Raw genomic sequence first — 26,302 nt, forward strand, 5'->3', positions numbered from 1 at the left:
GCAAAACAAGGTGCGATCGCATTTATTAAAACACAACTGCGATTGGAGTCAATCCCAAAGCGCCGATGAAATTGCTCGCGCTGTCAGTCGCTGACAAATACAAAGGCATCGCAAACATTGATTTCTCGCTGATTATTGGACTATTGGAGAAATACAAAGCCCGGTTCGTTAATCCACAAAATTAACTTAGTGTGATGCCCCAGAAGCGGCTTAATTTCCAGCGCTTTGCCGACTATATTGACTATAACTAAAAAATCGAGCGATCGCAGCAATTCTAAATGAGATTTGTCACCCACGCGCCGCCTGCAATCAACGCCGGGCGACATCCCAGACTCGGAAGTATTGTTAAGTAAAAATACCTCCTTTCCCTGTGCAGCCAACGCCTCAGCCAAGTAACAAATAGCCGACTGAGTGCCGCCCAAAGGTTCGCGGTAAGGAGTTTCAATATTGTAATCCCAAGTGTAGGTATCCAGAAAACCGATTTTCATTATGGCAATTATCCGCCGATTTGTGAACTAGATTTTTTTTATTTAACCACAGAGGGCGCAGAGGGCGCAGAGAAGAAAGAGAGAATTTCCCACTTGACACAATTTGCGAGTGCCGTCTCTTCTGCTTCTTCCTCTCTGCGTTCTCTGCGTTCTCTGCGGTTAAATAAATCCATAATAAATGATATAATCTTAAAGCTATTGAGGAGTACCGAACATGACCACAGAACAAGACCCCGTAAAATTGATGAAACAGCAAGTCGGCTTTGCAGCAGCCGATCGCGTACAATCTGGTATGATTGTCGGACTCGGCACGGGGTCAACTACAGCTTATACTATTCAAGCGTTGGGCGATCGCATAAAATTAGGTCAACTCAAAGATATCAAGGGAGTGCCGACATCTTTTCAATCAGAAGTGTTAGCCAAACAGTACGGAGTACCGCTGACAACACTAGATGAAATTGACAGAATTGATGTTGCTATTGACGGCGCTGATGAAGTAGACCCCCACCTCAACTTAATTAAAGGTGGTGGCGCAGCCCACACCCGCGAAAAAGTTGTAGATTACCTCGCAACTCAGTTTATTGTAGTAGTTGACAGTTCCAAAATGGTAGATAAATTGGGTTCGACTTTTCGCGTACCCATCGAAGTAATACCGATGGCAATCACCCCCGTTACTCGCGCCATCGAAAAATTGGGAGGCAAACCAGAACTCCGCATGGGAATCAAAAAAGCCGGCCCAGTAATTACCGACCAAGGTAACATGGTAATAGACGTTCAATTTGATAACCTTGACAATCCTGCGGAATTAGAAAAAAGTTTGAATAATATTCCCGGCGTGTTAGAAAATGGCTTGTTTGTTAACTGTACAGATTTGGTTTTAGTCGGCGAAATCAAAGACGGTAAACCCGTAGTGCGCGAAATTTCTAAATAGGAAATAGTTAGCCCGGGCGCTGCTCGTACCTAGAGTTAATAGGACTTACGCACTGATAGTCAGAAACTGAGTTTTTGCCCGAATCTACGGACTGCAACGAAATATTGTCGTCCATGAAACCCAGTTTCTTAAGCTTGGTGCGTAAGTTCCGACGTTAAATTTCTTTTCTTCCCTCTTCCCGCTTCCTTCTTCCTTCTTCCTTCTTCCTTCTTTTTGATAATGCAATATCGCAGATTCGGCCGCACAGAATTATCCATGCCCGTCTTTTCCTGTGGCGGTATGAGATATCACCACAAATGGCAAGACGTGCCAGTAAATGAGATTCCACCAGAGAATCAACAAAATGTAGAAGCCACAATTCGTTATTCTATCGAATGCGGCATCAATCACATAGAAACTGCTCGCGGTTACGGCACTTCCGAGATGCAGTTGGGCTTAATTTTGCCGCAGTTTCCCCGCGAAAAATTGATAGTTCAAACTAAAGTAAATCCCCAAGCCAACTCCCAGGATTTTCGCGAAGAATTTAATAAATCCTTAGCTTATTTGCAATTAGAATACGTCGATTTATTTTCCCTACACGGCATTAATACGTGGGAATTGCTAGATGACTCCATGCGTCCCGGCGGCTGCATGGATGTTGCTAAACAATTGCAAGCAGAAGGCAAAGTTCGGTTTATTGGTTTTGCAACTCACGGGCCGACGGATGTGATTGTCAAAACCATTGAGACAAATCAATTTGATTATATTAATTTGCACTGGTACTACATCAATCAAATTAATTTGCCCGCAATTGAAGCAGCAAAACGTCACGACATGGGCGTTTTTATTATCAGCCCTTCCGACAAAGGCGGTCAACTCTACAACCCATCGCAAAAATTGGTTGATTTGTGCTATCCCCTGAGTCCGATGGTGTTTAATGATTTGTTTTGTTTGTCGCACCCGCAAGTACATACTTTGAGTTTGGGTGCTGCCAAACCTGAAGATTTTAACGAGCATCTGAAAGCTGTAGAATTGTTAGATAGACCCGATGAATTGTTGCCGCCGATATTAGCAAGGTTGGAAAAGGCAGCGATTGATAAATTAGGAGAAGATTGGTTTAAGACTTGGGATGTCGGTTTACCAACTATCGAAAATACTCCCGGAGAGGTTAACATTCGTGTGATTTTGTGGCTGTGGAATTTGGCGCAGGCTTACGATACGATCGACTATTGCAAGATGCGCTACAACCTCTTGGGTAACGCCAGCCACTGGTTTCCCGGCAAAAAAGCAGATCGCCTCAATGAATTAGACTTGCGCCGCCCTCTCGCCCACAGTCCCCACGCTGCTAAAATTCCCGGTATTCTTCAAGCAGCCGATCGGCTTTTTGGAGGCGAAGCCATCCAGCGCTTGTCCCAAGAATAATCAAAAAAAACCCGGTTTCGAGACAGAAACCGGATTAGTGAACCGGAGCACGTGAGTTAGTTACGCGCACACAATTAGCCTATACTTGAGAAACTCTCACAACCATCGCCCATCCGTCTCATCCATTCGGGCGATACCACTTTTTTTCTCAACTCACTCCCATTTTGCTTTAATCTGAGATAAAACAGTTAATAATTCACTTAGGTACTTTTTATGACTCTCAAACGCCGAGATTTCTTGTATTTGGTGACTGCTACCGTCGGAGCTATTACCGCAGGTGCTTGCCAAGCGTCAGGAAATAATGTATCGCAAGCAAGTCCCATTGCAGAAAGTCCAAAAACAGCCCAAACTCCCGGCCCTTTTACACTGCCGCCTCTGCCTTACGAATACAACGCTTTAGAACCGCACATCGACGCGCGGACCATGCAATTTCACCACGACAAACATCACGCCGCCTACGTTAAAAACCTCAACGATGCTGTCAGTAAATACCCGCAACTCAAAAATATCACTGCGGAAAATATGCTACGAGATTTGAGCAAAGTGCCAGAAGATATTCGCACAACCGTGCGTAACAATGGCGGCGGACACCTAAATCACAGTATGTTTTGGGAAATCATGGGTCCCAACGGCGGCGGCGAACCCACAGGGGCAATTGCAACAGCAATCAAGCAAGATTTCGGCAGTGTTAGCGATTTTCAAGCCAAATTTAATGAGGCTGGAACTAAGCGTTTTGGCAGCGGTTGGGTTTGGCTGGTTCGCAACAAAGCAGGCAAACTAGAGATTGCAACTACGGCAAATCAAGACACTCCTTTTATAGATGGCAACTATCCAATTATGGGCAATGATGTTTGGGAACACGCTTATTATCTCAAGTATCAAAACCTCCGCGCCGACTACTTAAAAGCTTGGTGGAACGTGGTTAATTGGACGGAAGTTAACAAGCGCTACGAAAAGGCGATATGATTTTTTTAAACCGCAGATAAACGCAGATAAACGCAGGTGGAATTTTATCTGCGTTTATCTGTGTTTATCTGCTAATATCTGCGGTTTAAAAATCCCAATCTCATAACTACAAATTTATTCAACTTTCCGCAAGTAAACGCAGTGCCGCGCCCCCTGACTCGTCGGCGTTGTGAATGCTTCGACTGACTCAACTGTGCCGCCCAAATGCTCGATCGCCCTTTGCAACTCCGTCTCTTCCTCCACCGTCCAATTTCCTCGGTAAAGTACAGCCAAACCGCCATTTTTCAGCAGGGGCAGCGCGCATTTAGCGCAGAGAGGAGCGGCTCCAACTGCTCTCAGAAGTGCTAGATCGTAAGCTTGTTTGTGATGCGGCTGTCGGGCAATTTCATCAGATCTACCCAACAAAGTCACAGCATTTTCTATCCCTAAATACGGCAAAACTGTTTCCAAGAAAGTAATTTTTTTGCGGGTTGAATCCAGGAGAGTGACAGATAAATGCGGTAGGACGATCGCGATCGGCAAACCCGGAAAACCGCCACCAGTCCCAATATCAATCGCTTTCAACACCGATTCAGCGGGCAAATCGGCATTTTCTGCCAAATTGTGATGAGGTGGCAACAGTCTCGCAATTCCCCGTAGAGAATCCCACAAATGTTTTTCCCAAAACTCAACAGGCTCAGTAATTCGAGTTAAATTCAAGGAACGATTTCCCTCAACAATCAACTCGTAAAGCCGCTGAAACTGTTGCTGCTGCGACTCATCTGGCTGCCAATTCAGCGTTTGTTGCCACAATTCATTCATTTCCGGCAACATCATAATTTCCGTCTGGTTCATTTTCTAATAACTATTGAAAGAACTATTGACTAATGACTACTGACTAATGACTGAGAGGGCGGGTTTTGCCTTTTTTTAGTCATTTGTATCAGATATCCTTAGCTAAACCCGCCCCTACAAAATGCTAATGACTACTGACTAGCCTTCGACTTCGCTCAGGCTAAAATTACTACTGACTACTGACTACTGACTACTGCCAACTGGCTACTAACAACTGCCAACTGCCAACTGCCAACTGACTACTGACTCACACAACTCGTTTCCTTAGCTTCTAATTTAGCCCGATCGACCTCCTGCAAATCACCGTGATCTAAAGTCCAAAATCGATCGGCAACGCTCAGCAAATCGCTAGCATCGTGAGTAACAATCAACAAAGTCCAGTGATTTTTCAACTTGCTCAACAAGCTTACCAACTGCCGCCGCATCGACCAATCCAAACCCGCCGTCGGTTCATCCAATAGTAGCAAATGCGGCTGCCGAATTAGCTGCACCGCCAGCGCTACCCTGCGCTGTTGTCCGCCGCTCAAAGCGTGGGGGGAAGCGCGCAGCGGCAAATGTCCTAGTCCCACTTCTGCCATTGCTGAGTTAATTTGTTCTTGTCCCAATTCAGGATGACCCAACCGCAATTCTTCTAAAATTGTGCCTCCGCAAAAATGCCTTTCTGGAAACTGAAACACTAAACCTCCTAATTGTTGCAAGTGTTCCGGTGTTAATTCTTGTTCCCGCCAACGGATGTCGCCGCTAGTTTTTTCCGCTAAACCTGCTAATATTTCTAATAGCGTACTTTTGCCTGAACCGCTGCGACCCACAATCAGCCCCATTTGCTGCGAGGGCAGTTCTAAGTTAATATTTTTCAGAATAGGATTCGGACAGGCGGTAGGATGATATACTAAGTTTTTTAGATAAAGCATTAATGGCAGTTGTTAGTTGGCAGTTGGCAGTTGGCAGTTGGCAGTCAGAAAAATAGTTATTGTTGGATGAGGGAACTCCTGGTTGTCCTATTGATAGTTAAGGTGGTTTTTGGCTCGTGCCGATCGCACACAATTATTTTACATAAATCTTTACAAAAGTTTCCTTCTTTTTCAGGATTGGCGTTTGATTTTTCTGTTATTTCATGGTATATTATTAATAATCGAAATCTGTCCTTTAATATATATTACAAGTCACACTCCCATTATTAAAATATACCTCAACAACCACAAAAAATCAAGCAAATTTCACTCTTTTTTTGGTCGCGGCCCGAAAGTCTGAAAATTTAACTCTCTTGTTTCTAGTTTACAGTATATTACATTGAGAGAATTGACGATGACGAAAACCCCTTTAGCATCGCTGGGCAAGCAAATGTTAGGTTCTAAACAGACAGTGCGGGCGATGATCATCGCCTGTGCAGGAGCGATCGCCCTCAGCATCTGCATTAACTCAGCAGTAGCGGGCGATCCCTTTCGCAGCAGCAACCCGCAGGCGATCGGCCCCAACACCGAAACCGCTTTCAAAACAATGTTTCAGCAAGGAAACTACAAACAAGCAAAAACTCAAATTCAACAAGCACTATCAGCCGAACCAAACGAGCCGCTAGTCTATGCAATGGCAGCTTCCCTCTCATACATCGAGCAGGACTTCAACTCGATGAATTCCTACGCACAAAAAACCCGCGAAGTCGCCGAAGAATTAAGCAAAACCAACCCACTGCGTGGCAACATCTACACAGCAGCAGGTCACTTTCTAGAAGGATCGCACATTATAGCCAAAGAAGGAACAGCCAAAGGCGCGCCCCAAGCTTTGAGTAAATTGCGAGTAGTATTTCAATACCTAGAGGCCGCCGATAAAATAGCGCCCAACGACCCCGAACTTAACCTGATTAAAGGCTACATGGACTTAATTCTAGCCACAAACCTGCCCTTTTCCAACCCCAACGAAGCCATTCAAAGACTGGAACAAAAAGCCTCTCCCCGCTACTTAGCTTATCGCGGCATGGCAGTAGGCTATCGAGACTTGAAAAAGTACGATCGCGCTTTAGAATTTGCGAACAAATCCCTAGCAGAAACGCCAAATAATCCCGAAGTTCTATATCTAAAAGCACAAATCTTGTTTTCCCAATCCCAGGGGAAAGACGGCAACAAAACCTTACTTGAGGAAGCCCGAAAAAACTTCGACGCAGCCTTAGCAAAACCCGACCAACTGCCGCGCAGTTTAGTAGCCGAAATCTTCTTTCAGCAGTGCAGAACCCGCAACCGTCTCGACAGCCAATCTCGCGCCTGCGACCCGATGCGCGATAAAATTAGAGATGCAGATGGAGTCTGGGGGCCGACAGCCTTACCACCACTATAAAAACACCAAAAAACCATGAAAGTACAGTTTCGCGAGTTTAACCCCTTTGACCTCTGGATTTGGCTGAAGTTTAGCAACGTGCCTTCAAACGGTGAAAAACAGTATGTTGAAGAAGTGTTTGACTCTTGGTTTTTCTTGGGAAAACTGGGAGGATTTAATGCGGAAAATTTGCAAGTTCAAGACGAAGGCTTAGATATCAGTCAGATGAATTACGATGTTAATCTAGCCGACCAAAGCATGATGGCTTTAATGCACAATATGGGAGAAATGGAGTATCAAGGTTCTTGGGCTCGCTGTTGGTTTGATTTGGGGACTAGCGATGCAATTGGCCTCGATGTTTTGATTAATGTTTTCCAGCAACTCAGCAAAGAATTCGTAACGATTGAAAAACTGATTATTGGCGGGGAAAATAAAAACTGGCCCATTGAAAATAGTCGCAGTCGAGAGGCGTTTGTTGCTGATAATTAACCGTAGGGGCGGTGTCCCCGTGCCCGCCCTCGCGACTTGCAATAGTAAGGTACGGAACCCGCACCCTAAAATAATTAAATTTCCATAAGCCCTAGACTAAGGTTCATCCTCCCAGATTCAATGCTGCAAGTAAGGAAGGAGAATTAAATAAACTGCAATGCGTGATTTTTCTTGTGGGATGGGCGTCTCGCCCGTCCCTTATAGACGGGCGAGACGCCCATCCCACAAGCTTATTTAAATGATTTAATTCACTCCTCAATCCTCAATCCAAAATCTAAAATCTAAATAGACTAACTGATGGCTAATGACTAATTATGCAAAAATTACCTAATATTCGCGTAATTGTTTTAGGATTAATTCGATCGGGCGATCGCATTTTCGTGTCAGAATGCGAAGATACGGTCAAACAAGACACATTTTACCGAGTTCTGGGCGGCGCCGTAGAATTCGGAGAACACAGCCGCGACGCTTTGCAAAGAGAGTTTCAAGAAGAAATTCAAGCCGAGTTAACAAATATCAAATATTTGGCTTGTTTGGAAAATTTTTTTATTTTTAATGGTCAGGCTGGACACGAATTAATACAACTATACCAGTGCGATTTTGTCGATTCCAAATTTTATGAATTGGAGAGTCTGGATTTTGCAGACGGAGATGGGGAACATACTGCATTTTGGATGCCGATCGATCGCTTTCGATCGGGCGAATTGCGCCTAGTTCCCGAACAATTTATCGACTACTGCGAAAGCTAATAACTCAACCAATGCCAAAAAACAAATACCTGAGATGGGGGAATTAAATCTAAAATATTTGCCCTAGGGGCGTGTTTCACCTGAAAGATTTGCGATAACTAACAGGATGAATAAACCCGCCCCTTCCTTCCGCCCCCGCATTACCCGGAGCTACCTTACACTAGGCAGAGTCCGCAACAGCTCAGAGAGCAAAGAGTTGATAAAACCGAGGGCGATCGCCCCCAGCAAAGCACTCCAAATTCCCCACCGCAAGCGAAACCCATCTACTAGCCAAGCCGCCAATCCAAACATAGCAGCGTTGATAACAATCGCAAACAAGCTATAAGTTGGCAACGCAAATGGTCCAACATTTCCAACAAAAAGCGGCCGCAGAAAAGCATTCAGCAATCCAAAAACTGCAGCCGAAATCATCGCTTTTCCAAAAGTGTCAATGTCCACCCCGATGGGCAACTTGGAAATGATAAAAAAGCTCACAGAAGTAACCAGCCAAGCAATTACCAGCGAAAAGATGTCGATAGTCATGTGCCAATCTCCTTAAAAAAGCTAAACATTAAATCGGAACAACAGCACATCCCCCTCTTGTACAACATACTCTTTTCCTTCACTGCGAACTAAGCCTTTTTCCTTAGCTGCATTCAGCGCGCCCGTAGCAACCAAATCTTCATAAGCTACAGTTTCGGCCCGGATGAAACCCCGTTCAAAATCCGAGTGAATCACCCCCGCAGCTTGCGGTGCTAACATTCCCGCGATAATTGTCCAAGCGCGAGTTTCTTTCGGCCCGCTAGTAAAATAAGTCCGCAAACCCAATAATTCGTAAGTAGCTCGAATCAGAGATTTCAAGCCACCTTCTTTTACTCCCAGAGATTCTAGGAAATCCGTTCGTTCTTCCTCGGATAACTCCACCAATTCTGACTCAACTTGCGCCGAAACTATGACAACCTTAGCATTTTCTGCTTCTGCTACTTCCCGCACTTGTTCGACATAGCTATTTCCTGTTGCTAAATCGTCATCAGATACGTTAGCAGCATAGATAATTGGTTTGTTGGTCAGTAATTCCAAACCTTTAACTAATTCAGCTTCTTCATCTGTGAAATTGTACTGCCGTGCTGGTTTCCCCGCATTCAAAACAGCGACCAATTTTTCGAGTACGTCCACTTCTGCCTGAGCTTCCTTATTGTTGCGGGCGAGCTTGCGAGTGCGATCGAGCCTGCGTTCAATTTGAGCTAAATCTGCTAGAATTAATTCGAGATTGATAATGTCAATATCTCGGATCGGATCGACAGAACCGGCAACGTGAATGATATCATCATTCTCAAAACAGCGGACAACGTGGACGATCGCATCCACAGCCCGGATGTGAGACAAAAACTGATTTCCCAATCCTTCCCCCTGACTCGCCCCCTTCACCAAACCCGCAATATCCACAAACTCCATCCGCGTTGGCACAGTTTGCACGGAATTGGAAATATTGCTCAGCACCTTCAACCGTTCGTCTGGCACTGCCACGATACCCGTATTTGGCTCGATCGTACAGAAAGGAAAATTAGCAGCAGTCGCCTTGGCATTAGCAACCAGAGCATTAAACAAAGTAGATTTGCCAACATTAGGCAGTCCGACAATTCCGGCAGTAAGCATAGCTATTTAGAAACATATCACTGTTTCAAAATATCATAAGCAATAGCAATATATCTGACTTGTGCTTTCTAACTTCCACTGCTAAGCTTAAATAAATATACAACTTAAGGTAGATGGCTCAATGGTTAACCGATGGTTGAGCAAAGTGACGATCGCTGCGGTGCTGTCGCTGCCCCTGTTAGCACTGACAGCACCTAGCGTTTTCGCTGAGAGGAACAAAATTTCGGTGCTTAACAACAGCGGCAAGACGATGACAGTCCTCCAGTCGGGTACTTCCGAGGATGATTGGGGAGAAAACAAGTTAGACGATCCGCTTCCCGATCGGGGCACTTTCACTTTTGAATGGGATTCAGCTGACTTCGAGGGTGATATCTCGGAGGGCTGTGTTTTTGATGTCAGGGCCACATACTCTGACGGCACACAGTCTGATTTGCGTGGTATTAACTTTTGTACAGCGCCGTCGATCAACTTCAGTAATCAGTAAGTAGTTAATCGATAATTTAGGCAAAAACCGAGTTTTTTCAAGTCTGATATTCCACAAAAATATTGGGGACTTTGGAGAAACCGGTTTTTGCGATCGACCTTACAAACAATCTTAAATTTCGCGATCGACTAAAACATCATTTAAACAGGTTCAGGGATTGTCTGAGGAATTGGACTCGGCACTGTCTGAGGAATCGGAGAGGGTACAGTTTCTGGCACCGGTTCGGGAATTGGCTGCGGAATTGGCGCAGGTACCGGTTCCGGTACAAGGCCGGGAATCGGTTCGGGAACGGGGCCCGGCACTGGTGGCGATGCGGGTATAGTCGGCAGCCCCGGTTCGGTACTGGGAATCTGCGGGCCGGGAAATGGAGTAGGGTTGGGAAAAATCATGTTAGTGTTTTGCTCGCTAATAGAGATATTCCAAAAACATTTGGTCGCCACTTCTAGCTATATTTTTCAACAAAAATAACTGAGTTGTGGTATTGTTTTATATCATAATTTTAAACTCAAGAGTGCAGTGAACACATCTATCTAAATAGCTATAATTAATTATTACGGCTGCAGAAATTTATGCCTTTGGCATTAAACTAAGTAGGTGGTTACAAATAAACATTAGATGGGTAGATCGCGTGAGTACAGCAAGAAACTGCCTGAAAGTAAAGGTACTAGCTCAACCCGTCCCTACAAGATATTATGGTTTTTTCATATCGCTCTACTTAGATATCAAATACAGCAATCAGGATTAAGCGTGTCACCAGCAAACTCTCAACAACAAACGCCTCTATTAGATGCCTTGCGCGATCGCACAAATCATCCGCACGCCCCATTTTACGCCCCCGGACATAAACGCGGACAAGGAATCTCTCAACCCCTAATTGACTTATTCGGTGCGACAGTATTTCGATCGGATTTGCCGGAATTGCCGGAATTAGATAATCTCTTTAACCCAGAAGGTGCAATTGCCGAAGCTCAAGACTTAGCCGCCGAAGCTTTTGGAGCCCAATCAACTCGGTTTTTGGCTAACGGTTCGACTTGCGGAATAATCGCCGCCATCTTAGCAACTTGCGGCCCTGGAGAGAAAATTATCTTGCCTCGAAATATCCACTCCTCGGCGATTTCAGGTTTAATTTTATCGGGTGCAATTCCAATTTTTGTCAATCCAGAGTACAACCAGGATTGGGATATTGCCAACAGCATCACCCCAGAAGCCACAGCCGCAGCATTAGAACAACATCCCGACGCGAAAGCAGTAATGATGGTTTACCCAACCTATCACGGCGTCTGCGGGGATTTGCGGGCGATCGCCCAAATTACCCATCAATACAACATACCATTATTAGTAGACGAAGCCCACGGCGCGCACTTTAACTTTCATCCAAACTTGCCAGAACCAGCACTATCAGCCGGTGCCGATTTAACAGTACAATCAATCCACAAAACCCTCGGTGCAATGACACAAGCATCGATGCTGCACCTCAAGGGCGATCGCATAGATATCCAAAAATTAAATAGAGCATTGCAGTTAGTACAATCTACCAGTCCGAGTTACATACTATTAGCATCCCTAGACGCAGCCCGCCAACAAATCGCACTCCACGGCAAAGAGTTAATGGCGCAAACTTTACAGCTAGCCGAAAAAGCGCGATCGCGCATTAGTCAAATTCCCGGCTTATCTGTTTTAGAACCATTAAATACTCCGGGTTGTGCAGCATTAGACCGCACCAGGCTAACAGTAAAAGTATCAGATTTAGGAATCACAGGATTTGCCGCCGATGAAATTCTGCACTCTCAACTCGCCGTCACCGCAGAACTTCCCATGCCCCGACATTTAACATTTATTATCAGCTTGGGAAATACAGAATCAGATATTGACAATTTAGTTAAAGCTTGTACTCTTTTAGAAGGAAGAAGGAAGAAGGAAGAAGGAAGTTCGGCAACGGATTCTGTAACGGATGTAACGGATGTAACGGATGTCAGGAAGAAGGAAGAAGTCCGAAAGAAGAAGTCCGAGAGAAGAAGGAAGATGTCCGATGGAAGATTTGCCCAATCTCCCACTCTCCCACTCTCCCCCTCTCCCCCTCTCGTCTCCCCCCGCGAGGCTTTCTTTTTCCCGGCGGAAACAGTATCCGCAGACAAAGCAGTCGATCGCCTGTGCGCCGAACTCATCTGTCCCTACCCCCCAGGAATACCAGTCCTGATGCCCGGTGAAATTATTACCCCAGCAGCCGTTGACTACCTGCAACAAATCCTGGTCGCCGGCGGAAAAATTACAGGTTGTAGCGATCCCGGCCTCCAAACTCTCAAGGTTGTGCGACAGTAAATATTAAGGCTTGGGGGAAATAGGGAGAATTTCTACTTCTTCCGCGAGTTCCAACTTCGGTCTTGCTTCAATCAAAAATCAAAAATCAAAAATAGAACTATGCTTTGGCCCTACGTCACTCCAGGCATTCCCGATGACTTATTTGAACGTTTACCGGGAATTCCCATGAGTAAGCGAGAAGTCCGACTGCTGTTAATCTCCCACCTGCGGCTGAAAGCAGATTCAGTCGTGTGGGACATCGGTGCAGGTACTGGTACGATCGCCGTAGAAACAGGTTTGCTGTGTCCCAAAGGTCGGATTATTGCCGTCGAAAGGGACGAAGAAGTAGCAAGCTTGATTCGCAGAAATTGCGATCGATTCGAGCTCAACAACGTAGAAGTCATAGAAGGCAGTGCCCCGGAATGCCTGGAAAACCTGCCTCAACCCCCCCACCGAGTCTGCATCGAAGGAGGTCGCCCCATCAAAGCCATTCTCCAAGAAGTTTGGCGGTACTTGCAACCCCACGGTAGAGTTGTCGCCACAGCCTCGAATTTAGAGAATCTTTACGCCCTTTCCGAAGGGTTCGCCGAGTTGCAAGTCCGCAACATCGAAGTAGTCCAGTCCGCCGTCAACCGCTTGGAGACTCGCGGCCTGAGTCAAACCTTTGCCGCCGTCAATCCCATATTTATTCTCAGCGGCGAAAAGCTGGATTAGAAGTTAGTTGACAGTTGACAGTTAACTTTAACCTGGTTCCTCGGCAGAGCCTGGGAATACATACCCAATGCCCCATGCCCTATGCCCTATGCCCATTCCTAAATGTAATTCTTAATCTTTTTTAAGTTCACTTAACCTTCATACTTAAGAATAGGGGCCACCATAGCTGGATTGACCGCCTGACTTGAGATATTGGATAACGGATGGGGGATAAGGGTTATTTGTGCAAGGGATCAACTCGTGTTCTAGAAAAATCCAAAATCTAAAATCCAAAATCCAAAATCTAAAATCTAAAATCGAATGACCCGCCGCCGTCTGCAAGAGAAATTCATTTATGCCTTGGTCTCGTATCCTCAGTGGAATAGTTGCGATCGCCCTTGCTTTGGGAATGATTATTATGGGGGGATGGTACTTCACCCTCGGCTTTGGAGTCATCGTCTACCTAGGTCAATTGGAATATTTTCAATTAGCCAGGGCTAAAGGCATTGCACCCGCTGCCAAAACTACCTTAGCCGTCAGTCAAGGGCTATTAATTACTGCCGCCCTAGCACCGGAACTCGTAGATGCCATGTTCCCCTTAGCGGGAACCTTAATTTGTTTCTACCTGTTATTCCAACCTAAATTATCGACGATCGCCGATATTGCCTCCTCAGTTTTAGGATTGTTCTACGGCGGTTATTTGCCCAGCTATTGGGTACGGCTGCGAGTCGGCCTCGACCCAGCCAATCTTGCTACAACCCAACTTTCGCAAGCAGTAGCAAGCAATTTGCCGGTTAACATTTACCCGTCCCTGTCTTGGACAAATTCCAGCCATATATCTTTAGGATTGACTTCGCTGCTGCTGGCTTTCTTCTGCATCTGGGCCGCTGACATTGGGGCTTATTTTGTCGGCAAATTCTTCGGTCGCACTAGCCTGTCCCACATCAGCCCCAAAAAAACCGTTGAAGGTGCCGTATTTGGAGTTTGCGGCAGCATCGCCGTGGCAGCGGCTGGGTCTTGGTATTTGCACTGGCCGGGGTGGCCGTATACTGGGGCTGCTTTTGGTCTGTTGATTGGGGTTGCTAGCTTGTTGGGAGATTTAACTGAGTCGATGATGAAGCGAGACGCCGGCGTTAAGGATTCGGGGCAGTTGATCCCCGGTCACGGCGGCATTCTCGATCGCACCGACAGTTATGTTTTTACCGCGCCCCTAGTCTACTATTTTGTCACTTTACTGTTGCCCGCGATCGACTCTTTTTTAATTAATCGGTAATTGGGCATTGGGCATTGGGCATTGGGCATTGGGCATTGGGCATTGGGCATTGGCTATTTATTCCCAGGAGCTACCAAAGAACCAGGTTAAAGCCAACAATCAACAATCAACAGTCAACAGTCAACAGTCAACAATCAACAGTCAACAGTCAACAATCAACAGTCAACAGTCAACAGTCAACTGTCAACAGTCAACAGTCAACTAACTAAGGCAAAACTCTAATTCCCCCCCGACAAACAATCTCCCCCGGACTCAAAATCAACTCTTCTATCTCAACTTCCGGCCCAAAATCAATTTTAAAACCATTGAAATCACTGCTCTTTAATTCTCCATCCATTTCAATTTCTGGTGATTCAAACATCAATTCGCGACCGCTGGCTATCCGCAAACCAGTCCGCAATACAAAAGGAATTTGCCTACCGCCAGCGTGCAAAATTGCAGCCGAAAGCGTCAAAAAACCCGCCTCAATTGCGATCTGCGAATTTTGCAACTTCAGCGACTTTTCCCTATCTGTTAGTGGCAGCATCGTCCGCAAAAATTCGCTCAAAGCTAAGCCAAGTAAAGGCGCTTTCAGCGACGCATTCAAATCCGCTTGGCTAAGCCTCAAAACCCCTGCCACGGGAACGGATTCCAGGAGGCGCAGGGGTTGGCCTTTGAGAGCTTGACCGAGGTTGATGCGAATGCCACAGCCCTCTATGGCAACTTCAGTTAGGTGTAGTCCTTTATACACAGCACCGCGAGCTGCTGCCGTGACTTTGGGGATCGCACCGCTGAAGATTTGTCGATCGCTCCCCTCAATTTTCACCTTCAACTCGTCCACCTGCTGAACTTGCGATCGCAGCCACAACTGCACCGCCGGAGACAGCACCGCGCTCGCGATCCGGCTGCCTGGATTCGGCGAAGGTCTCCCCGGCTCCTCGCCGAGATTAACAGTCCCACCAGAGCCACCAGCCCCATCTCTATTGTCAAATTGAAGAGAGTTTCGATCGACAGTCATAAACAATTTCAGAATAAAAACCCTTAATATTCAAGCACAGAAATTTAACTAGAACTTGCACATCCGGCCTCAAAAACCCGGTTTCTGCACAGATATACGGCTGTCAACCTCTGATTTTCCTTAGAAACCGGGTTGATGAAAACAAGTCCGATTAACTCAAAAATCAAGCAGAAATCTGGCATCAGCAACGCCAGAAGCAGAAAAATTCTCACCTTTCCCCCCTTGGGATCTTGGGTAGTTCACGAGTTGTGCGATCCCCATGAAAAATTCGCGATCGAGCGTATAAATTTAACCAGCAGTACGGGATTTATGGTAGTGTTGGTTTATGGTCGGGTCAGACCCACACCTTTCAAACCAGCCGCAAACCAACGGTGCAAACCTGTGCCTGCCACGAGTCTTTTCGTCGTAGTTTTTGCACAGCATTCAGGGTAATGCCATCAGGACAATCTGCACCGGGCACAAGGAAAATCTGTGCCAGGCCGGGCGTCCTGTAATAATTGGTCAGCATTATAATTTATTCCCAACCAGGAATTGAGCATTGCTAGTACGGTTAATCAATTAACCGTGTCGTGTTTCCTCCCCCACCGCTGGCTCGTTGGGGATTTCCACACTCCCGTCATGTCTGATGAAAGGCTGCAAAAAATCCTCGCCCAGTGGGGCATTGCCTCTCGCCGTCTTGCAGAACAGATGATTGTAGCTGGACGAGTCCGAGTTAATGGCAATATTGTTCGCTTAGGAGAAAAAGCGAATCCTGATCGCGATCTCATCCAAGTGGATGGAATCCCGGTGAAACCAACGGATCGACCCGCAAAGGTCTATCTGTTGCTCAACAAACCGGCAGGCGTAGTTTCTACTTGCAGCGATCCAAGATCCCGATCGAAAGTTCTCGACTTGCTGCCACCACAACTGCGCTCCGGTCAAGGCATCCACCCCGTAGGACGCTTAGATGCAGATTCCACCGGCGCCCTCTTGCTCACCAATGATGGTAAGCTGACATTTTGTTTAACCCATCCGCGTCACTCGATCGCCAAAACTTATCAGGTTTGGGTACGGGGCGATCCCCCGGAACCCATACTACAAACGTGGCGTCAGGGCCTCATCTTGTCCGGCAGAAAAACTTTGCCCGCGAAAGTTAAAGTTATCGATCGCGCGCGAGACGAAACTCTGTTAGAAGTCATTCTATCAGAAGGCAGAAACCGACAGATTCGGCGAACAGCCGAGCTGTTGGGATATCCCGTGGTGCGCCTGCACCGCACAGCCATTGGCCCGATTCAATTGCAGCGGCCCGGTTCGCCAATATTGCCACCAGGCTGCTGCCGACCCCTAGAAGATGCGGAAATTATTTATTTATGGAATCTAGTCAACCTAACATCAATAAGCGTGCCAGTAAATTCCCAGGAGCACAGCATATGACAAAGAATTTATTGTTTTTATTCTTCAAAACCACTAAGCAGAAACGGCACTCCCAAGAGCCAGAAACAGCTCAGAAGAAGCTAGCCGAAATTGGAACTCAACTCCGTCAGTACCGCGAACAGCAGTCGATTTGTTTGGACAAAGTAGCCCTGGTAACAATGATTCGGCGGAATCTGCTACAAGCCATCGAGGACGGTCAACTAGACCAACTTCCCGAACCCGTCTACACTCAGGGTTTGATCAAGCGCTACGCTGAAGCAATGGGTTTGGACGGAACTCAGTTTGCCGAGTTTTTCCCGATCGAACCGCCGCCCCGATCGAGAACCAAGCTATCCTGGCAAGATGGGCCTCAGTTGCGGCCGATGCACCTCTACCTCTTTTACACATTTCTAATTATCTGTTCGGTCAATGTCTTATCTCAGTTGATGAGCGGTTCTGTGACCGCAAAAAACGGTGCGGGAGCCGAAGAACTAGCGCTTGGGCAGAAAGAACAAGCCCGTTTAGCTGCTGAGGCATCTAGCGCCTCAAAAACTCATAAACCGGATACTTACGCCACTGTGGAAGCAGCAAGAACCGGTCAAAATTTAAATAAATCTGGCAATAAACCAGTGATGATTAGCGTCACTTTTAAAGCAGAATCCTGGATGCAGGTTGAAGTCGATGGTAAAACAGAGTTTGAGGGAACTTTGCCGACCGGGACTGTTCGCACCTGGGGGGCTCAAAAGCAATTGGTATTGGTAGCAGGTAACGCCGGCGGCGTAATGGTTGCTGTTAATAACGGACAAGCCGAACAACTCGGAGATCCGGGAGTCGCCAAAGAAGTTGTTTTTAAAGCAAACGAACTCAAGCCTTCAGCACCGCCCAAGAATCAAGGTTGAGTGTTAATGGGTAATTGTTAATGGGTAATAGCTAAGAGCGGGCAGTCCCCAGCTTTTAATTAGAATGTCCGTCTTGATTCACTCACTACCAATTACCAATTACCCATTAACAATTACCCATTAAATAAATTCCGGTTGCATCGGAATAGTCAAATCCAGTCAACAGCGATGCCCTGAGCGAAGCCGAAGGGTCAACAATTCCCGATGGATGGTGCAACCGAAATTGAGAGAATTCATCTGCGTTAATCTGTGTTGCATCTGCCCTCATCTGCGGTCAAACAAAGATAATTTTTCGAACCGCAGATGACAAGGGATTGACGCGGATTAACGCAGATCAAGAGTAGAGAGATAGGAATAATTCCGATGCTAACAGATTTGATATTACCCATTAACAATTACCAATTACCAACTACCAACTACCCCTTACCGACGCTCAATGTTTATTAGGAGCGCGGCCGGAGATGTAAGTCATGCTTTTGAGCCGATCGCGCACCTCCCAATTCAAAGCTTCAGGCCGATACCGCCAGCCCCAATTTCCCTCTGCTTTCCCCGGAAAATTCATCCGCGCGTCGGTATCCAAACCCAACAAGTCTTGATACGGCACAATTGCCAAATTAGCAATAGAAATCCAACCCATGCGGATTAAAGACCAGTGAATTCCTTGGGGATCGATGCAGCCCAAATAACGCAAAACCTCATCTCTTTCGTAGTTTTGCAGTTGATTGAACCAGCCCACAGTCGTGTCATTGTCGTGGGTTCCGGTGTAAACTACGCAGTTGCGATCGTAGTTGAAAGGCAAAAAAGGATCGCCAGGGCCAGCACCGAAAGCAAACTGCAAAATCTTCATTCCCGGAAACTCGTATCGATCGCGCAAAGCTTCCACTTCTGGAGTAATCACCCCTAAATCCTCAGCGATAATCGGCAAGTTACCAAACTTCTCGTTAATTACATCCAACAAAGCTGTTCCCGGCGCTTTAATCCACTCTCCGTACATCGCAGTTTCTTGCCCGCGTTTCACCGCCCAGTAAGCCTCAAATCCTCGAAAGTGGTCGATCCGAGTCACGTCTACATAAGCGAAAATCGCTTCAAAACGCTCCACCCACCACTCAAAATTAGTTGCTTGCAACTTCTCCCAATTGTATACCGGGTTGCCCCACAATTGACCTGTATTGCTGAAGTAATCCGGGGGAACTCCCGCCATTAAAGCTGCTTCTCCGGTGGCTTCATCCAAGCAGAATATTTCTCGATGAGACCATACATCCGCGCTGTCGTGAGCTACATAAATCGGAATGTCGCCAATAATTTTAATGTCCCGCAGATTGGCATAGCGTTTCAACTCCGTCCACTGGCGAAAAAACTCAAACTGGACGTATTTGTAGTAATAAATCTCAGCATTTAGCTGCTGGCGCCACTTCTCTAGCGACTCTGGTTCTCGACGGGCAATTTCTGGTTCCCAATTGTTCCAGCTAACACCGCCAAAGTTGTCTTTTAGTGCCATAAATAAGGCGTAATCTTCCAGCCAACTCTCTTTGCTTTCGCAAAAAGCTGAGAATTCTTTTTGCTGGATGGGGGATGCTTTGGCTTTGAAGTTTTCGCAAGCTTTTTTGAGCAAAGGCACTTTCAGGGCGATCGCCCGCTCGAAGTCTACATAATCGAGCGGAAATTCTGGTAAATTAGCGAAGTCTTCATCGGCGAGCAATTGGTCGTCCCGCAGCAGTTCTGGGTTGATCAGCAGCGGATTTCCCGCCATTGCTGAATAGCACGAATAAGGAGAATTGCCGTATCCTGTCGGCCCCAGCGGCAATACCTGCCAGTATTGCTGGTCGCTCTCTACTAAAAAGTCAATAAAGCGATATGCTTCTATTCCCATGTCTCCCATGCCAAATCGACTGGGAAAGGATGTGGGGTGGAGTAGAATGCCGCTCGATCGGGGAAAAAGCATAATCTATCTAAAGATATAGGATTTAAACATTGACAATTTGACCTATCTTCCCTACCCGTTAAACTTCGCAGTTTTTAGGGCGATTGTTAGGGCAAATACTTTTGTGATTGTCTCATATTTTCTGCGATAACGTGCTTACCCAATATTTTTATGGAACTCTACTCAGAAGTTATGAGTAGAGTTCAAAACATCAAAATCCGAACTTACACGATCGCCCTGCTTTCACAGCTAGGTTTTTTTACCCAGGCTCGTTTGCTGCAATAAAGTATTTTGCTTGATCGCACCCGGTTTCTGCTTAATTTTTAAATCTAACTTTTCTTTTGTTTTCGCTCCATCTCTCTGCAGTCGTAAATTGCCCGCCAAAAATCAGCCATCACTTAAGCAGAGCCAATGCACAAATCAGCCGACTGTTTTGTATCACAAAAAACAGTCGGCTGCGGAATTACCTGAAAAGAGGCTGAGTTTAAGCTTGCTTGTTCAACATTTTCTGCACTTGTTTGAGAGCTATAGTGCCGACGTTGTAAGCAGCCCAGCCGCCAGCCAACAATACGGGCATCAATACTATTAGTATGCGGAAGTCAAAATCCATGAGTTCTCCTCCTAAAGTTTTTTAACAAATTCTCATAATCTATTTGTATCTCATTTTGTCGCCATTCTCCTGACTCTTTAACCAAATATTGTCGCTGAGAAAGTTCCTCTGCCACTGGCAGCCGGATACGCAGGAGGACATCGCTCCCCAAGAATTGAGAGCGAAAGCGAAACTCCTGGGTGGGCGATCGGTCTTCGCTGTACCAATTATCCCACAATCTGTTTGGCAATCCCTTCCACCACCTTAGTTAGAGGGTCGTTAGGGAAGTGCAGCGCAAACACCCCCTTGCTGGCGAGCAGCATCATCTTGTCGCTGTGGGGCAGTACCCCTGCCACTGGGATTTTGTAAATACTCTCTACTTGCTGCTTCAAATCCTCGAAATCCAGCGATTCTGGGGCTTTATTAATCGTCATCAAAATCTTGGGAACTTCTAATTTGCGGGCCACATCTACCGTGACAGCCGTTCCCTGAAAATCTTGCTGATCCGGACGCAGAATCAGCAGCAGGATGTCGGAAATGGTGATGCTGAGGAGGGTTTCTTCGTTGAGCCCCGGGTGCGTGTCTATAAATAGGTAGTCTAAGTTCAAAACCTCGATCAGTTCTTGAAAGCCGTCGGTAAGCAGTCCCACATCGTAGCCTTCCCGCAAAACTCGCGCTATCTCCCCTGCTTTAATGCTCGAAGGAATCAGGTAGAGGCTGCCGTTACTGGCTAATTTTGGCAGCAGCGAACTCACATTGTAGGCCGTATCCGCGATCGGACACCGGCCCCACAGGTAATCGTTCAGGCAGCGATCCATGTTGCTCTCGCTGAAACCGAACAGCACGTGAATCCCGGGCGATTGAATGTCTGTGTCCACAATGGCGACCCGATTTCCGCTGCGAGCGATAATAGATGCCAGGTTTGCTGTCGTGTTCGATTTGCCAGTTCCGCCCCGGTAAGAGTGGACAGAGATGATTTTGGACATGATCTGCGTATGAGCGTAAGAAACGGCGAGAATTAATTATGATGCAATTCTCGATGCAGTCGAGCTGTCTGTCATTCTTCCTTGCCCCCCAAATCCTCCTTGTCTGTTAAACTATCAATTTTTTCATCTTTTATCCTCTTTTCTGCGCCCCTGCGCTGCCGCATCTGTTTGGCTTTGGCTTGCAAATCGCTGAACTCGTCATCGGGTTTGGTTTCTGCTGAACTAGCACCCGAACAGGCATCGCTCGGGGTACCCGTTTTTGAGCTGCTTTCCAATTCAGTCACGGCGGCGCGCTGCTTATGCTGTTTGGCTTTTTCCTGCAACTGACCTAAGTATTCATCTGCCTGACTTTCGGCCTTGGGAAGCTCTGCGTTACTAGCAGTTATTTCTTGGGGATCGGAAGGTGCTTTTTCAGAGGTTTCTTGTTTGCTAATCCTCAGTTTATCTTTCTTTTGCTGCAATTCTTTAAAGAAATCAGATTCTGTGATTTCTGCGACTTGCTGTTCTTTTTTGGCTTGGTCTATTTCGATTTTGAAGACTTGTTTTACTCGATCGCTAATTGCTTTCCCGTATCCGGCTTTATTAAATCTCTCTGCTGATACAATGCTACCGCCCGTTAAGATTAATGCTAAGGCTGGCGCTGCCACAGGCACCCACCCTCCCAACAGAAAAATCCCAAAGCTGATCGCGCAGCACCCGGACAGCAGTGCTGCGAATGTCACTGTCAACTTCGCTGGGTGAGCCATCCGCGATGCCAAGGTTCCTCCCACAATTGACCATCCCGAAATCCACAAGATTTCTGCCCATTCCGGCCAAAACCAAAACATCGGTCTGTTGTCTAAAACGGCACTCAAAATTTGGCTGACTACTTGTGCGTGTGCCACGATACCAGGCATGAATTGGTTGCTTTGCTGTCGCCCACTGTAAGGAGTATAAAAGAAATCTTTAACGGTTTCTGTGGTGTAACCGATGAGCACTATTTTATCTTTAACTAAATTCGGGTCAACTTTCCCTTCTAAAACATCGGTGATTCTGACTTGGTTTGCGACTTGCTGCTTGGAACGATAGTTAATTAATATTTGATATCCCCTGACATCGGCATTTTTGTATCCTCCGTCATTGCTTGCTAGTTGTTTTAATTGGGTTTTTCCCAGCCATAAAGATTGATCGGGGGCGAGTTTGGGAGAGATTTTTTGCCCTTGCAGGTAGCGGAGTGCTAGCTGGAGGTTGAAGGAATATAAAACTTGAGAATCGTCATTGCAAAAATGTTTTTGGGCCGAGGAGTTGCCCTCAATGGTCGGCGGTTTCATAAATAATAAAGCCCTGCGGAGTATGCCACCCGGATCGACTCCGAAATCTGCAAATCCGACCCGGTTTTCTGGCAGCCCCGGCGCAGGTGGAGAACCTGGATTGTCGGGGTTCCCGTCGGTGACTAAACATACCCCGATAATGCGATCGCTTTTTTGTAAAAGTTTAGTTAATTCCTCGCGCCCGTCTCCTAAAGGTACGTCTCGCAGTACATCTAAACCGATGACTGCCGGCTGCATTTTGTCAAGTTTTTGTAAGATTTCAGCTATTTTGCGATCGGATATCGGCCACTGTTTCAGTTTCTGAATGTCTGCTTCGGTAATCCCCACAACTAGCAAACGCGAGTCTGGCTGTTCTTCGGGACGCCACCTCACCATTTGGTCGTAAGCGCTTAATTCTAATGGTTCGAGTATTCCTAGCTGTCGGGCTCCCATCAAGGATAATGTTACTGCCGCGCTGGCAATTAATACAGACTTAGCCAATGCTAGTGATGGTTTATACATTAGACTCAATTGAGTCGCTGCCGATCGAATGTTGTTAGATATTTTACTCATCTGAATCCTTACGAAGCCCCGTGTCTTTAGACCGGGGTTGCTTACTATCCCAGCATAAAAGTTTGACTCGTTTCTGGAACAGTAGTTGTTTCACATTTCCCGCCTGCTGGAGACTTCCTCCATCTTAGAACACTCGGAAACTCCGACCACTTTGTTACAAAAATTTACAGTACGTGGCGAGCAACTGTATCCAATGATACTTGCGACCTAGGCAAGCTGATTTTTCCGACAGAGAATCACTTGCCGTTCGAATTAATTAATGTTATTGATGATATGTCAAGGTTTAAATTGTGTATCTGCGCCCTAGACTAGCCCTCGACTAGCATCTCAAAAATATTTGTCGCCATCAGCGAATGCCTGTGTTTGCAATTATAGTGAAAGGTACAACAAAATGAAACGTTTTCTACATCGGGCTACACTTGCGATCGCCGTATCTGCGATCGCAGCTACCGTACCCAGTTCACTGGCACCGATGCGCGCACAATCTCAGCCGCTTCTACTGAGTCAAAATGTTAATTTCAAGCCTCCCGACGTAACAGCCCCGGCCGGCCGACAAGGAGGGACACATCGTGGCAACAAGCTTTGTCCAGCGGGTTTATCTATTACTCCTTTAGTGCCTCCAACTAATATCGGTTTAACCCTAACAGATTCTCCCACAATTTTTGTCTATATTCCTAACACCTCGCCCGAAATTGAGTTTACTTTGCTCAACGAAAACGAGGACAAAGTGGTCTACGAAAAAACATTTAAACTTGAAAAATCGGGGATTGTTGGAGTTAGTATTCCTGCCACCGTAGACAACAACAAATCCCTTGAAGTTGGCAAGCGATACGTATGGTCATTTTCGATGGTTTGCGACCCCGAAGATCGATCGGCGGATTTAGTTGTTAAAGGGTTCGTGCAGCGCATAGAAGCCCAGGCAACTCTCAAGAGCGATTTGGCAGATCCCGACCCGATGACTAGGCTCAACGTTTATGCTCAAAATGGGATTTGGTACGAAACTCTTGCTACTTTAGCCCAAATGCGGCGCCAGACACCGGAGGATGTGAAGCTGACAGCCAAGTGGACGCAATTATTGCAGTCCCAAGGACTGGAATCAGTTGCAGCTCAACCACTGGTTGCGCCTCTTTAAATCTCGCTATTTCTTAAAGTTTTGTCAGTCTTCCGATGGCGATGTGAAAATTAACCCATTTACTCGATCGCGCCCGGGGTTAACACTCCGGGTTAAAATTAGAGATGCAATCTATAAATATTTCTACAAGTTGGTGGAAAAATGAAACGTTTTATACATTTTACTGCACTGGTGATGACTGTATTGGCGATCGCAGTTACTCTCCCCAGTTTGCTTACACCGATGCAGGCTGTGCCTGCACCCATTCTGCTGAGTCAGAATGTTAATTTCAAACCCCCAGATGTAACAGCCCCCGACAACAGGCAAGGGGGGACGCATCGAGGCTGTAAGTTACGGGATGGTTTATTCATTACTCCCTTAATACCTGAAAGCAATATTGGCTTAACGCTAACAGAGTCGCCAACATTTTTTGTATATGTTTCTCAACCGGCGGCTCAAGTAGAGTTTATTTTGCTAAACGCAGATGAATCAGAAGTAGTTTACGAAACTACTTTAAAAAATGACAAAGCCGGAATTGTTGGAGTTAGCCTTCCTGAGAAAGACCCGACAAAAAATATTGAGGTTGGTAAGCGATATGTGTGGTCGTTTGCACTAGCCTGCGATCCTCTGGAGCGTTCTGGAGATTATATTGTTAAAGGATGGATGCAGCGAATTGAACCCCAGGGAAATCTCAAGAAGGATTTGGCAAATCCCGACCCTATGGCTAAGGTGATTGCTTATGCTAAAAATGGGATTTGGTACGAGACTCTTGCTACTCTAGCCGAAATGCGACGAAAAGCTCCTGACGATCCGATGCTGAAAGCAGAGTGGACGCAATTGTTGCAGTCCCAGAAACTAGAAGCGATCGCCGATAAACCGCTAGTTCAGTCTTTTTAATCGAGACTATTCACCCAAATTCCAAATCCCAAATCTAAAATCTAAAATCGCTTGATGACTAATAACTCTCCAACAATTCTAGCCCTTGATTTTGACGGTGTGATTTGTGACGGACTAATCGAATATTTCCAAACAGCTTGGCGCAGCTACTGTCAAATCTGGAAACCAGTCGAAACAGTGCCAGATCCAGATTTAGCTTTGAGTTTTTACCGAGTGCGCCCCGCCATCGAAACTGGTTGGGAAATGCCACTGCTGATTCGCGCACTGCTGACAGAAATTACGGAAGAGCAAATTCTGCTGGATTGGCCCAATATTGTACCCAATTTATTGACCGAAAATAATTTGAAAGCCCAGTCTGTCGGCGCTATGTTGGACGGATTGCGCGATAACTGGATTGCTGAGGATTTACCTGGGTGGCTGTCTTTGCACCGTTTTTATCCAGGGGTAGCCGATCGCCTGCACTCTTTGCAGGATAGTTCGGTTAAAGTGGCGATCGTCACTACGAAGGAAGGTCGTTTTGTCCGAGAACTTTTACAGCTAGCTGGCGTACAAATACCGTCGGAGTTGATTTTTGGCAAGGAATACAACAAGCCGAAACATCAAATCTTGCGAGAATTTTTGGCAGCGTCTGGTAAAGATTCGATTATTTGGTTTGTAGAAGATCGGTTAAAAACTTTGCTGTCGGTGAAGCAGCAGCCGGATTTATCTCAGGTGAGGTTGTTTTTGGCTGATTGGGGTTACAATACTTTGGCAGAACGGGAATCTGTGGCTCAAAATCCACCAGTTCAATTGCTTTCTCTGTCGCAGTTTGCCGGAGATTTTGCCGATTGGCTGCCGCTCGAATCTTGATGTTAGATTTGTTGGCTGGTGGGTTTTTTTCGATTGCCAGAGTCAAAAAAAATCCACAATTTTTTACATTTTGGGGTTGACTGTTGCGGCGCTGGCATGGTATTTTTAAATAATGGGATGGTTGCGAAAATAATATTTTTAGACGCACTCCCATTATAAGATAAACATAACAGGAATTTTCAAAAAAAGCAAGGATATTGAAAAAAAAAATCGATTTTTTTTTGATACAGTTTTGGAGGCTATCTTGAGCT

General features: G+C 46.2%; 28 protein-coding genes. 16 read left to right on the plus strand and 12 right to left on the minus strand.

All coding sequences use genetic code 11. The features are described 5' to 3' along the window. Positions 1–140 precede the first annotated feature (140 nt). On the minus strand, positions 141–488 hold the full coding sequence (locus QUA44_RS04775) for a hypothetical protein (protein WP_333248655.1): 348 nt from the start codon (positions 486–488) through the stop codon (positions 141–143). A gap of 214 nt (positions 489–702) precedes the next feature. Here QUA44_RS04775 and rpiA point away from each other — a divergent pair, with 214 nt between their 5' ends. Next, on the plus strand, positions 703–1,419 hold the full coding sequence (gene rpiA / locus QUA44_RS04780; protein ID WP_333248648.1) for a ribose-5-phosphate isomerase RpiA: 717 nt from the start codon (positions 703–705) through the stop codon (positions 1,417–1,419). Between the two features lie 128 nt (positions 1,420–1,547). On the opposite strand, the gene QUA44_RS04785 is transcribed toward rpiA, so the two are convergent. Continuing rightward, positions 1,548–1,676, minus strand: coding sequence for a hypothetical protein (locus tag QUA44_RS04785; RefSeq protein WP_333309531.1), 129 nt, complete (start codon positions 1,674–1,676; stop codon positions 1,548–1,550). Here QUA44_RS04785 and QUA44_RS04790 point away from each other — a divergent pair. Together QUA44_RS04790 and QUA44_RS04795 are read left to right on the plus strand one after the other, a co-directional pair. Beyond that, on the plus strand, positions 1,639–2,820 hold the full coding sequence (locus tag QUA44_RS04790; RefSeq protein WP_333248646.1) for an aldo/keto reductase: 1,182 nt from the start codon (positions 1,639–1,641) through the stop codon (positions 2,818–2,820). The genes QUA44_RS04785 and QUA44_RS04790 overlap by 38 nt on opposite strands. A 213-nt stretch (positions 2,821–3,033) precedes the next feature. Continuing rightward, a complete protein-coding gene (locus tag QUA44_RS04795; protein WP_333248644.1) occupies positions 3,034–3,786 on the plus strand; it encodes a Fe-Mn family superoxide dismutase in 753 nt (250 codons plus the stop codon). A gap of 114 nt (positions 3,787–3,900) precedes the next feature. On the opposite strand, the gene rsmG is transcribed toward QUA44_RS04795, so the two are convergent. Both rsmG and QUA44_RS04805 read right to left on the minus strand, forming a co-directional pair. Beyond that, entirely contained in the window at positions 3,901–4,620 is a 720-nt protein-coding gene (gene rsmG / locus QUA44_RS04800) for a 16S rRNA (guanine(527)-N(7))-methyltransferase RsmG (protein ID WP_333248642.1), read from the minus strand. A gap of 239 nt (positions 4,621–4,859) precedes the next feature. Further along, positions 4,860–5,531 carry an energy-coupling factor ABC transporter ATP-binding protein gene (locus QUA44_RS04805; protein ID WP_333248640.1) on the minus strand — a complete coding sequence of 224 codons (672 nt, stop codon included), beginning with the start codon at positions 5,529–5,531 and terminating at the stop codon, positions 4,860–4,862. A gap of 394 nt (positions 5,532–5,925) precedes the next feature. On the opposite strand from QUA44_RS04805, the gene QUA44_RS04810 reads away from it, so the two are divergent. The 3 genes from QUA44_RS04810 to QUA44_RS04820 all read left to right on the plus strand — a co-directional run bounded on the left by QUA44_RS04810 (position 5,926) and on the right by QUA44_RS04820 (position 8,165). Then, a complete protein-coding gene (locus tag QUA44_RS04810; protein ID WP_333248637.1) occupies positions 5,926–6,948 on the plus strand; it encodes a Sll0314/Alr1548 family TPR repeat-containing protein in 1,023 nt (340 codons plus the stop codon). A 15-nt stretch (positions 6,949–6,963) separates the two neighbouring features. Continuing rightward, the gene (locus QUA44_RS04815; protein ID WP_333248634.1) at positions 6,964–7,416 is read left to right on the plus strand and encodes a DUF3531 family protein; all 453 of its coding nucleotides are present in this window, start codon (positions 6,964–6,966) and stop codon (positions 7,414–7,416) included. A 314-nt stretch (positions 7,417–7,730) separates the two neighbouring features. Then, entirely contained in the window at positions 7,731–8,165 is a 435-nt protein-coding gene (locus QUA44_RS04820; RefSeq protein WP_333248632.1) for an NUDIX hydrolase, read from the plus strand. A gap of 150 nt (positions 8,166–8,315) precedes the next feature. On the opposite strand, the gene QUA44_RS04825 is transcribed toward QUA44_RS04820, so the two are convergent. Both QUA44_RS04825 and ychF read right to left on the minus strand, forming a co-directional pair. After that, positions 8,316–8,681, minus strand: coding sequence for a phage holin family protein (locus QUA44_RS04825; RefSeq protein ID WP_333248922.1), 366 nt, complete (start codon positions 8,679–8,681; stop codon positions 8,316–8,318). A gap of 27 nt (positions 8,682–8,708) precedes the next feature. Continuing rightward, positions 8,709–9,800 carry a redox-regulated ATPase YchF gene (gene ychF, locus QUA44_RS04830; protein WP_333248629.1) on the minus strand — a complete coding sequence of 364 codons (1,092 nt, stop codon included), beginning with the start codon at positions 9,798–9,800 and terminating at the stop codon, positions 8,709–8,711. A 121-nt stretch (positions 9,801–9,921) separates the two neighbouring features. Between ychF and QUA44_RS04835 the strand changes: the two genes are divergently transcribed. Then, a complete protein-coding gene (locus tag QUA44_RS04835; RefSeq protein WP_333248626.1) occupies positions 9,922–10,284 on the plus strand; it encodes a hypothetical protein in 363 nt (120 codons plus the stop codon). Between the two features lie 140 nt (positions 10,285–10,424). Here QUA44_RS04835 and QUA44_RS04840 read toward each other — a convergent pair whose 3' ends face one another. Further along, complete coding sequence (locus QUA44_RS04840; protein ID WP_333248625.1) at positions 10,425–10,673, minus strand: gamma-aminobutyric acid A receptor, epsilon-like protein; 249 nt, start codon at positions 10,671–10,673, stop codon at positions 10,425–10,427. A 358-nt stretch (positions 10,674–11,031) separates the two neighbouring features. Here QUA44_RS04840 and QUA44_RS04845 point away from each other — a divergent pair, with 358 nt between their 5' ends. The 3 genes from QUA44_RS04845 (at position 11,032) to QUA44_RS04855 (ending at position 14,548) form a co-directional block, all read left to right on the plus strand. Next, a complete protein-coding gene (locus QUA44_RS04845; protein WP_333248622.1) occupies positions 11,032–12,603 on the plus strand; it encodes an aminotransferase class I/II-fold pyridoxal phosphate-dependent enzyme in 1,572 nt (523 codons plus the stop codon). Positions 12,604–12,702: 99 nt separating this feature from the next. Continuing rightward, positions 12,703–13,296 (plus strand): precorrin-6Y C5,15-methyltransferase subunit CbiT, encoded by a 594-nt coding sequence (cbiT, locus tag QUA44_RS04850; protein ID WP_333248620.1) that lies wholly within the window; start codon positions 12,703–12,705, stop codon positions 13,294–13,296. A 334-nt stretch (positions 13,297–13,630) separates the two neighbouring features. Then, the gene (locus tag QUA44_RS04855; protein WP_333248618.1) at positions 13,631–14,548 is read left to right on the plus strand and encodes a phosphatidate cytidylyltransferase; all 918 of its coding nucleotides are present in this window, start codon (positions 13,631–13,633) and stop codon (positions 14,546–14,548) included. 205 nt (positions 14,549–14,753) lie between these two features. Here QUA44_RS04855 and QUA44_RS04860 read toward each other — a convergent pair whose 3' ends face one another. Then, the gene (locus QUA44_RS04860) at positions 14,754–15,545 is read right to left on the minus strand and encodes a DUF2993 domain-containing protein (protein WP_333248616.1); all 792 of its coding nucleotides are present in this window, start codon (positions 15,543–15,545) and stop codon (positions 14,754–14,756) included. A gap of 135 nt (positions 15,546–15,680) precedes the next feature. On the opposite strand from QUA44_RS04860, the gene QUA44_RS04865 reads away from it, so the two are divergent. The 3 genes from QUA44_RS04865 (at position 15,681) to QUA44_RS04875 (ending at position 17,836) form a co-directional block, all read left to right on the plus strand. Continuing rightward, positions 15,681–15,977 carry a hypothetical protein gene (locus QUA44_RS04865; RefSeq protein ID WP_333248614.1) on the plus strand — a complete coding sequence of 99 codons (297 nt, stop codon included), beginning with the start codon at positions 15,681–15,683 and terminating at the stop codon, positions 15,975–15,977. Between the two features lie 186 nt (positions 15,978–16,163). After that, the gene (locus QUA44_RS04870; protein WP_333248920.1) at positions 16,164–16,958 is read left to right on the plus strand and encodes a pseudouridine synthase; all 795 of its coding nucleotides are present in this window, start codon (positions 16,164–16,166) and stop codon (positions 16,956–16,958) included. Continuing rightward, positions 16,955–17,836, plus strand: a complete 882-nt coding sequence (locus QUA44_RS04875) for a RodZ domain-containing protein (RefSeq protein ID WP_333248612.1) — start codon at positions 16,955–16,957, stop codon at positions 17,834–17,836. The genes QUA44_RS04870 and QUA44_RS04875 overlap by 4 nt, the downstream gene beginning before the upstream one ends. 433 nt (positions 17,837–18,269) lie before the next feature. On the opposite strand, the gene malQ is transcribed toward QUA44_RS04875, so the two are convergent. The 4 genes from malQ to QUA44_RS04895 form a co-directional block, all read right to left on the minus strand. Further along, entirely contained in the window at positions 18,270–19,778 is a 1,509-nt protein-coding gene (gene malQ, locus QUA44_RS04880; protein WP_333248609.1) for a 4-alpha-glucanotransferase, read from the minus strand. 463 nt (positions 19,779–20,241) lie between these two features. Further along, positions 20,242–20,367, minus strand: coding sequence for a photosystem II protein Y (locus QUA44_RS04885; protein WP_333248606.1), 126 nt, complete (start codon positions 20,365–20,367; stop codon positions 20,242–20,244). 206 nt (positions 20,368–20,573) lie between these two features. Further along, entirely contained in the window at positions 20,574–21,332 is a 759-nt protein-coding gene (locus tag QUA44_RS04890; protein ID WP_333081123.1) for a MinD/ParA family protein, read from the minus strand. 71 nt (positions 21,333–21,403) lie between these two features. Further along, positions 21,404–23,194: a CHASE2 domain-containing protein gene (locus QUA44_RS04895; RefSeq protein WP_333248603.1), complete on the minus strand. Its 1,791-nt coding sequence runs from the start codon at positions 23,192–23,194 to the stop codon at positions 21,404–21,406. A 391-nt stretch (positions 23,195–23,585) separates the two neighbouring features. Here QUA44_RS04895 and QUA44_RS04900 point away from each other — a divergent pair, with 391 nt between their 5' ends. The 3 genes from QUA44_RS04900 to QUA44_RS04910 all read left to right on the plus strand — a co-directional run bounded on the left by QUA44_RS04900 (position 23,586) and on the right by QUA44_RS04910 (position 26,051). Next, positions 23,586–24,326 carry a DUF928 domain-containing protein gene (locus tag QUA44_RS04900; RefSeq protein WP_333248601.1) on the plus strand — a complete coding sequence of 247 codons (741 nt, stop codon included), beginning with the start codon at positions 23,586–23,588 and terminating at the stop codon, positions 24,324–24,326. Positions 24,327–24,467: 141 nt separating this feature from the next. After that, a complete protein-coding gene (locus tag QUA44_RS04905; protein WP_333248598.1) occupies positions 24,468–25,202 on the plus strand; it encodes a DUF928 domain-containing protein in 735 nt (244 codons plus the stop codon). Positions 25,203–25,256: 54 nt separating this feature from the next. Further along, positions 25,257–26,051, plus strand: coding sequence for an HAD family hydrolase (locus QUA44_RS04910; RefSeq protein WP_333248596.1), 795 nt, complete (start codon positions 25,257–25,259; stop codon positions 26,049–26,051). Positions 26,052–26,302 lie beyond the last annotated feature (251 nt).

The sequence above is a fragment of the Microcoleus sp. N9_A2 genome, from assembly GCF_036701775.1.
In the GTDB taxonomy this organism is placed as follows: domain Bacteria; phylum Cyanobacteriota; class Cyanobacteriia; order Cyanobacteriales; family Microcoleaceae; genus Microcoleus.

Coding starts and splice junctions, on each gene's coding strand:
- QUA44_RS04835 (WP_333248626.1), top strand. CDS start 9,922: ATGGTTAACCGATGGTTGAGCAAAGTGACGATCGCTGCGGTGCTGTCG.
- QUA44_RS04820 (WP_333248632.1), top strand. CDS start 7,731: ATGCAAAAATTACCTAATATTCGCGTAATTGTTTTAGGATTAATTCGA.
- QUA44_RS04785 (WP_333309531.1), bottom strand. CDS start 1,676: ATGGATAATTCTGTGCGGCCGAATCTGCGATATTGCATTATCAAAAAG.
- malQ (WP_333248609.1), bottom strand. CDS start 19,778: ATGCTTTTTCCCCGATCGAGCGGCATTCTACTCCACCCCACATCCTTT.
- rsmG (WP_333248642.1), bottom strand. CDS start 4,620: ATGAACCAGACGGAAATTATGATGTTGCCGGAAATGAATGAATTGTGG.
- QUA44_RS04885 (WP_333248606.1), bottom strand. CDS start 20,367: ATGGATTTTGACTTCCGCATACTAATAGTATTGATGCCCGTATTGTTG.
- QUA44_RS04910 (WP_333248596.1), top strand. CDS start 25,257: ATGACTAATAACTCTCCAACAATTCTAGCCCTTGATTTTGACGGTGTG.
- QUA44_RS04900 (WP_333248601.1), top strand. CDS start 23,586: ATGAAACGTTTTCTACATCGGGCTACACTTGCGATCGCCGTATCTGCG.
- QUA44_RS04815 (WP_333248634.1), top strand. CDS start 6,964: ATGAAAGTACAGTTTCGCGAGTTTAACCCCTTTGACCTCTGGATTTGG.
- QUA44_RS04810 (WP_333248637.1), top strand. CDS start 5,926: ATGACGAAAACCCCTTTAGCATCGCTGGGCAAGCAAATGTTAGGTTCT.
- QUA44_RS04795 (WP_333248644.1), top strand. CDS start 3,034: ATGACTCTCAAACGCCGAGATTTCTTGTATTTGGTGACTGCTACCGTC.
- QUA44_RS04860 (WP_333248616.1), bottom strand. CDS start 15,545: ATGACTGTCGATCGAAACTCTCTTCAATTTGACAATAGAGATGGGGCT.
- QUA44_RS04875 (WP_333248612.1), top strand. CDS start 16,955: ATGACAAAGAATTTATTGTTTTTATTCTTCAAAACCACTAAGCAGAAA.
- QUA44_RS04865 (WP_333248614.1), top strand. CDS start 15,681: ATGAAAACAAGTCCGATTAACTCAAAAATCAAGCAGAAATCTGGCATC.
- QUA44_RS04840 (WP_333248625.1), bottom strand. CDS start 10,673: ATGATTTTTCCCAACCCTACTCCATTTCCCGGCCCGCAGATTCCCAGT.
- QUA44_RS04870 (WP_333248920.1), top strand. CDS start 16,164: ATGTCTGATGAAAGGCTGCAAAAAATCCTCGCCCAGTGGGGCATTGCC.
- QUA44_RS04790 (WP_333248646.1), top strand. CDS start 1,639: ATGCAATATCGCAGATTCGGCCGCACAGAATTATCCATGCCCGTCTTT.
- QUA44_RS04775 (WP_333248655.1), bottom strand. CDS start 488: ATGAAAATCGGTTTTCTGGATACCTACACTTGGGATTACAATATTGAA.
- ychF (WP_333248629.1), bottom strand. CDS start 9,800: ATGCTTACTGCCGGAATTGTCGGACTGCCTAATGTTGGCAAATCTACT.
- QUA44_RS04905 (WP_333248598.1), top strand. CDS start 24,468: ATGAAACGTTTTATACATTTTACTGCACTGGTGATGACTGTATTGGCG.
- QUA44_RS04890 (WP_333081123.1), bottom strand. CDS start 21,332: ATGTCCAAAATCATCTCTGTCCACTCTTACCGGGGCGGAACTGGCAAA.
- QUA44_RS04805 (WP_333248640.1), bottom strand. CDS start 5,531: ATGCTTTATCTAAAAAACTTAGTATATCATCCTACCGCCTGTCCGAAT.
- cbiT (WP_333248620.1), top strand. CDS start 12,703: ATGCTTTGGCCCTACGTCACTCCAGGCATTCCCGATGACTTATTTGAA.
- QUA44_RS04895 (WP_333248603.1), bottom strand. CDS start 23,194: ATGAGTAAAATATCTAACAACATTCGATCGGCAGCGACTCAATTGAGT.
- QUA44_RS04855 (WP_333248618.1), top strand. CDS start 13,631: ATGCCTTGGTCTCGTATCCTCAGTGGAATAGTTGCGATCGCCCTTGCT.
- rpiA (WP_333248648.1), top strand. CDS start 703: ATGACCACAGAACAAGACCCCGTAAAATTGATGAAACAGCAAGTCGGC.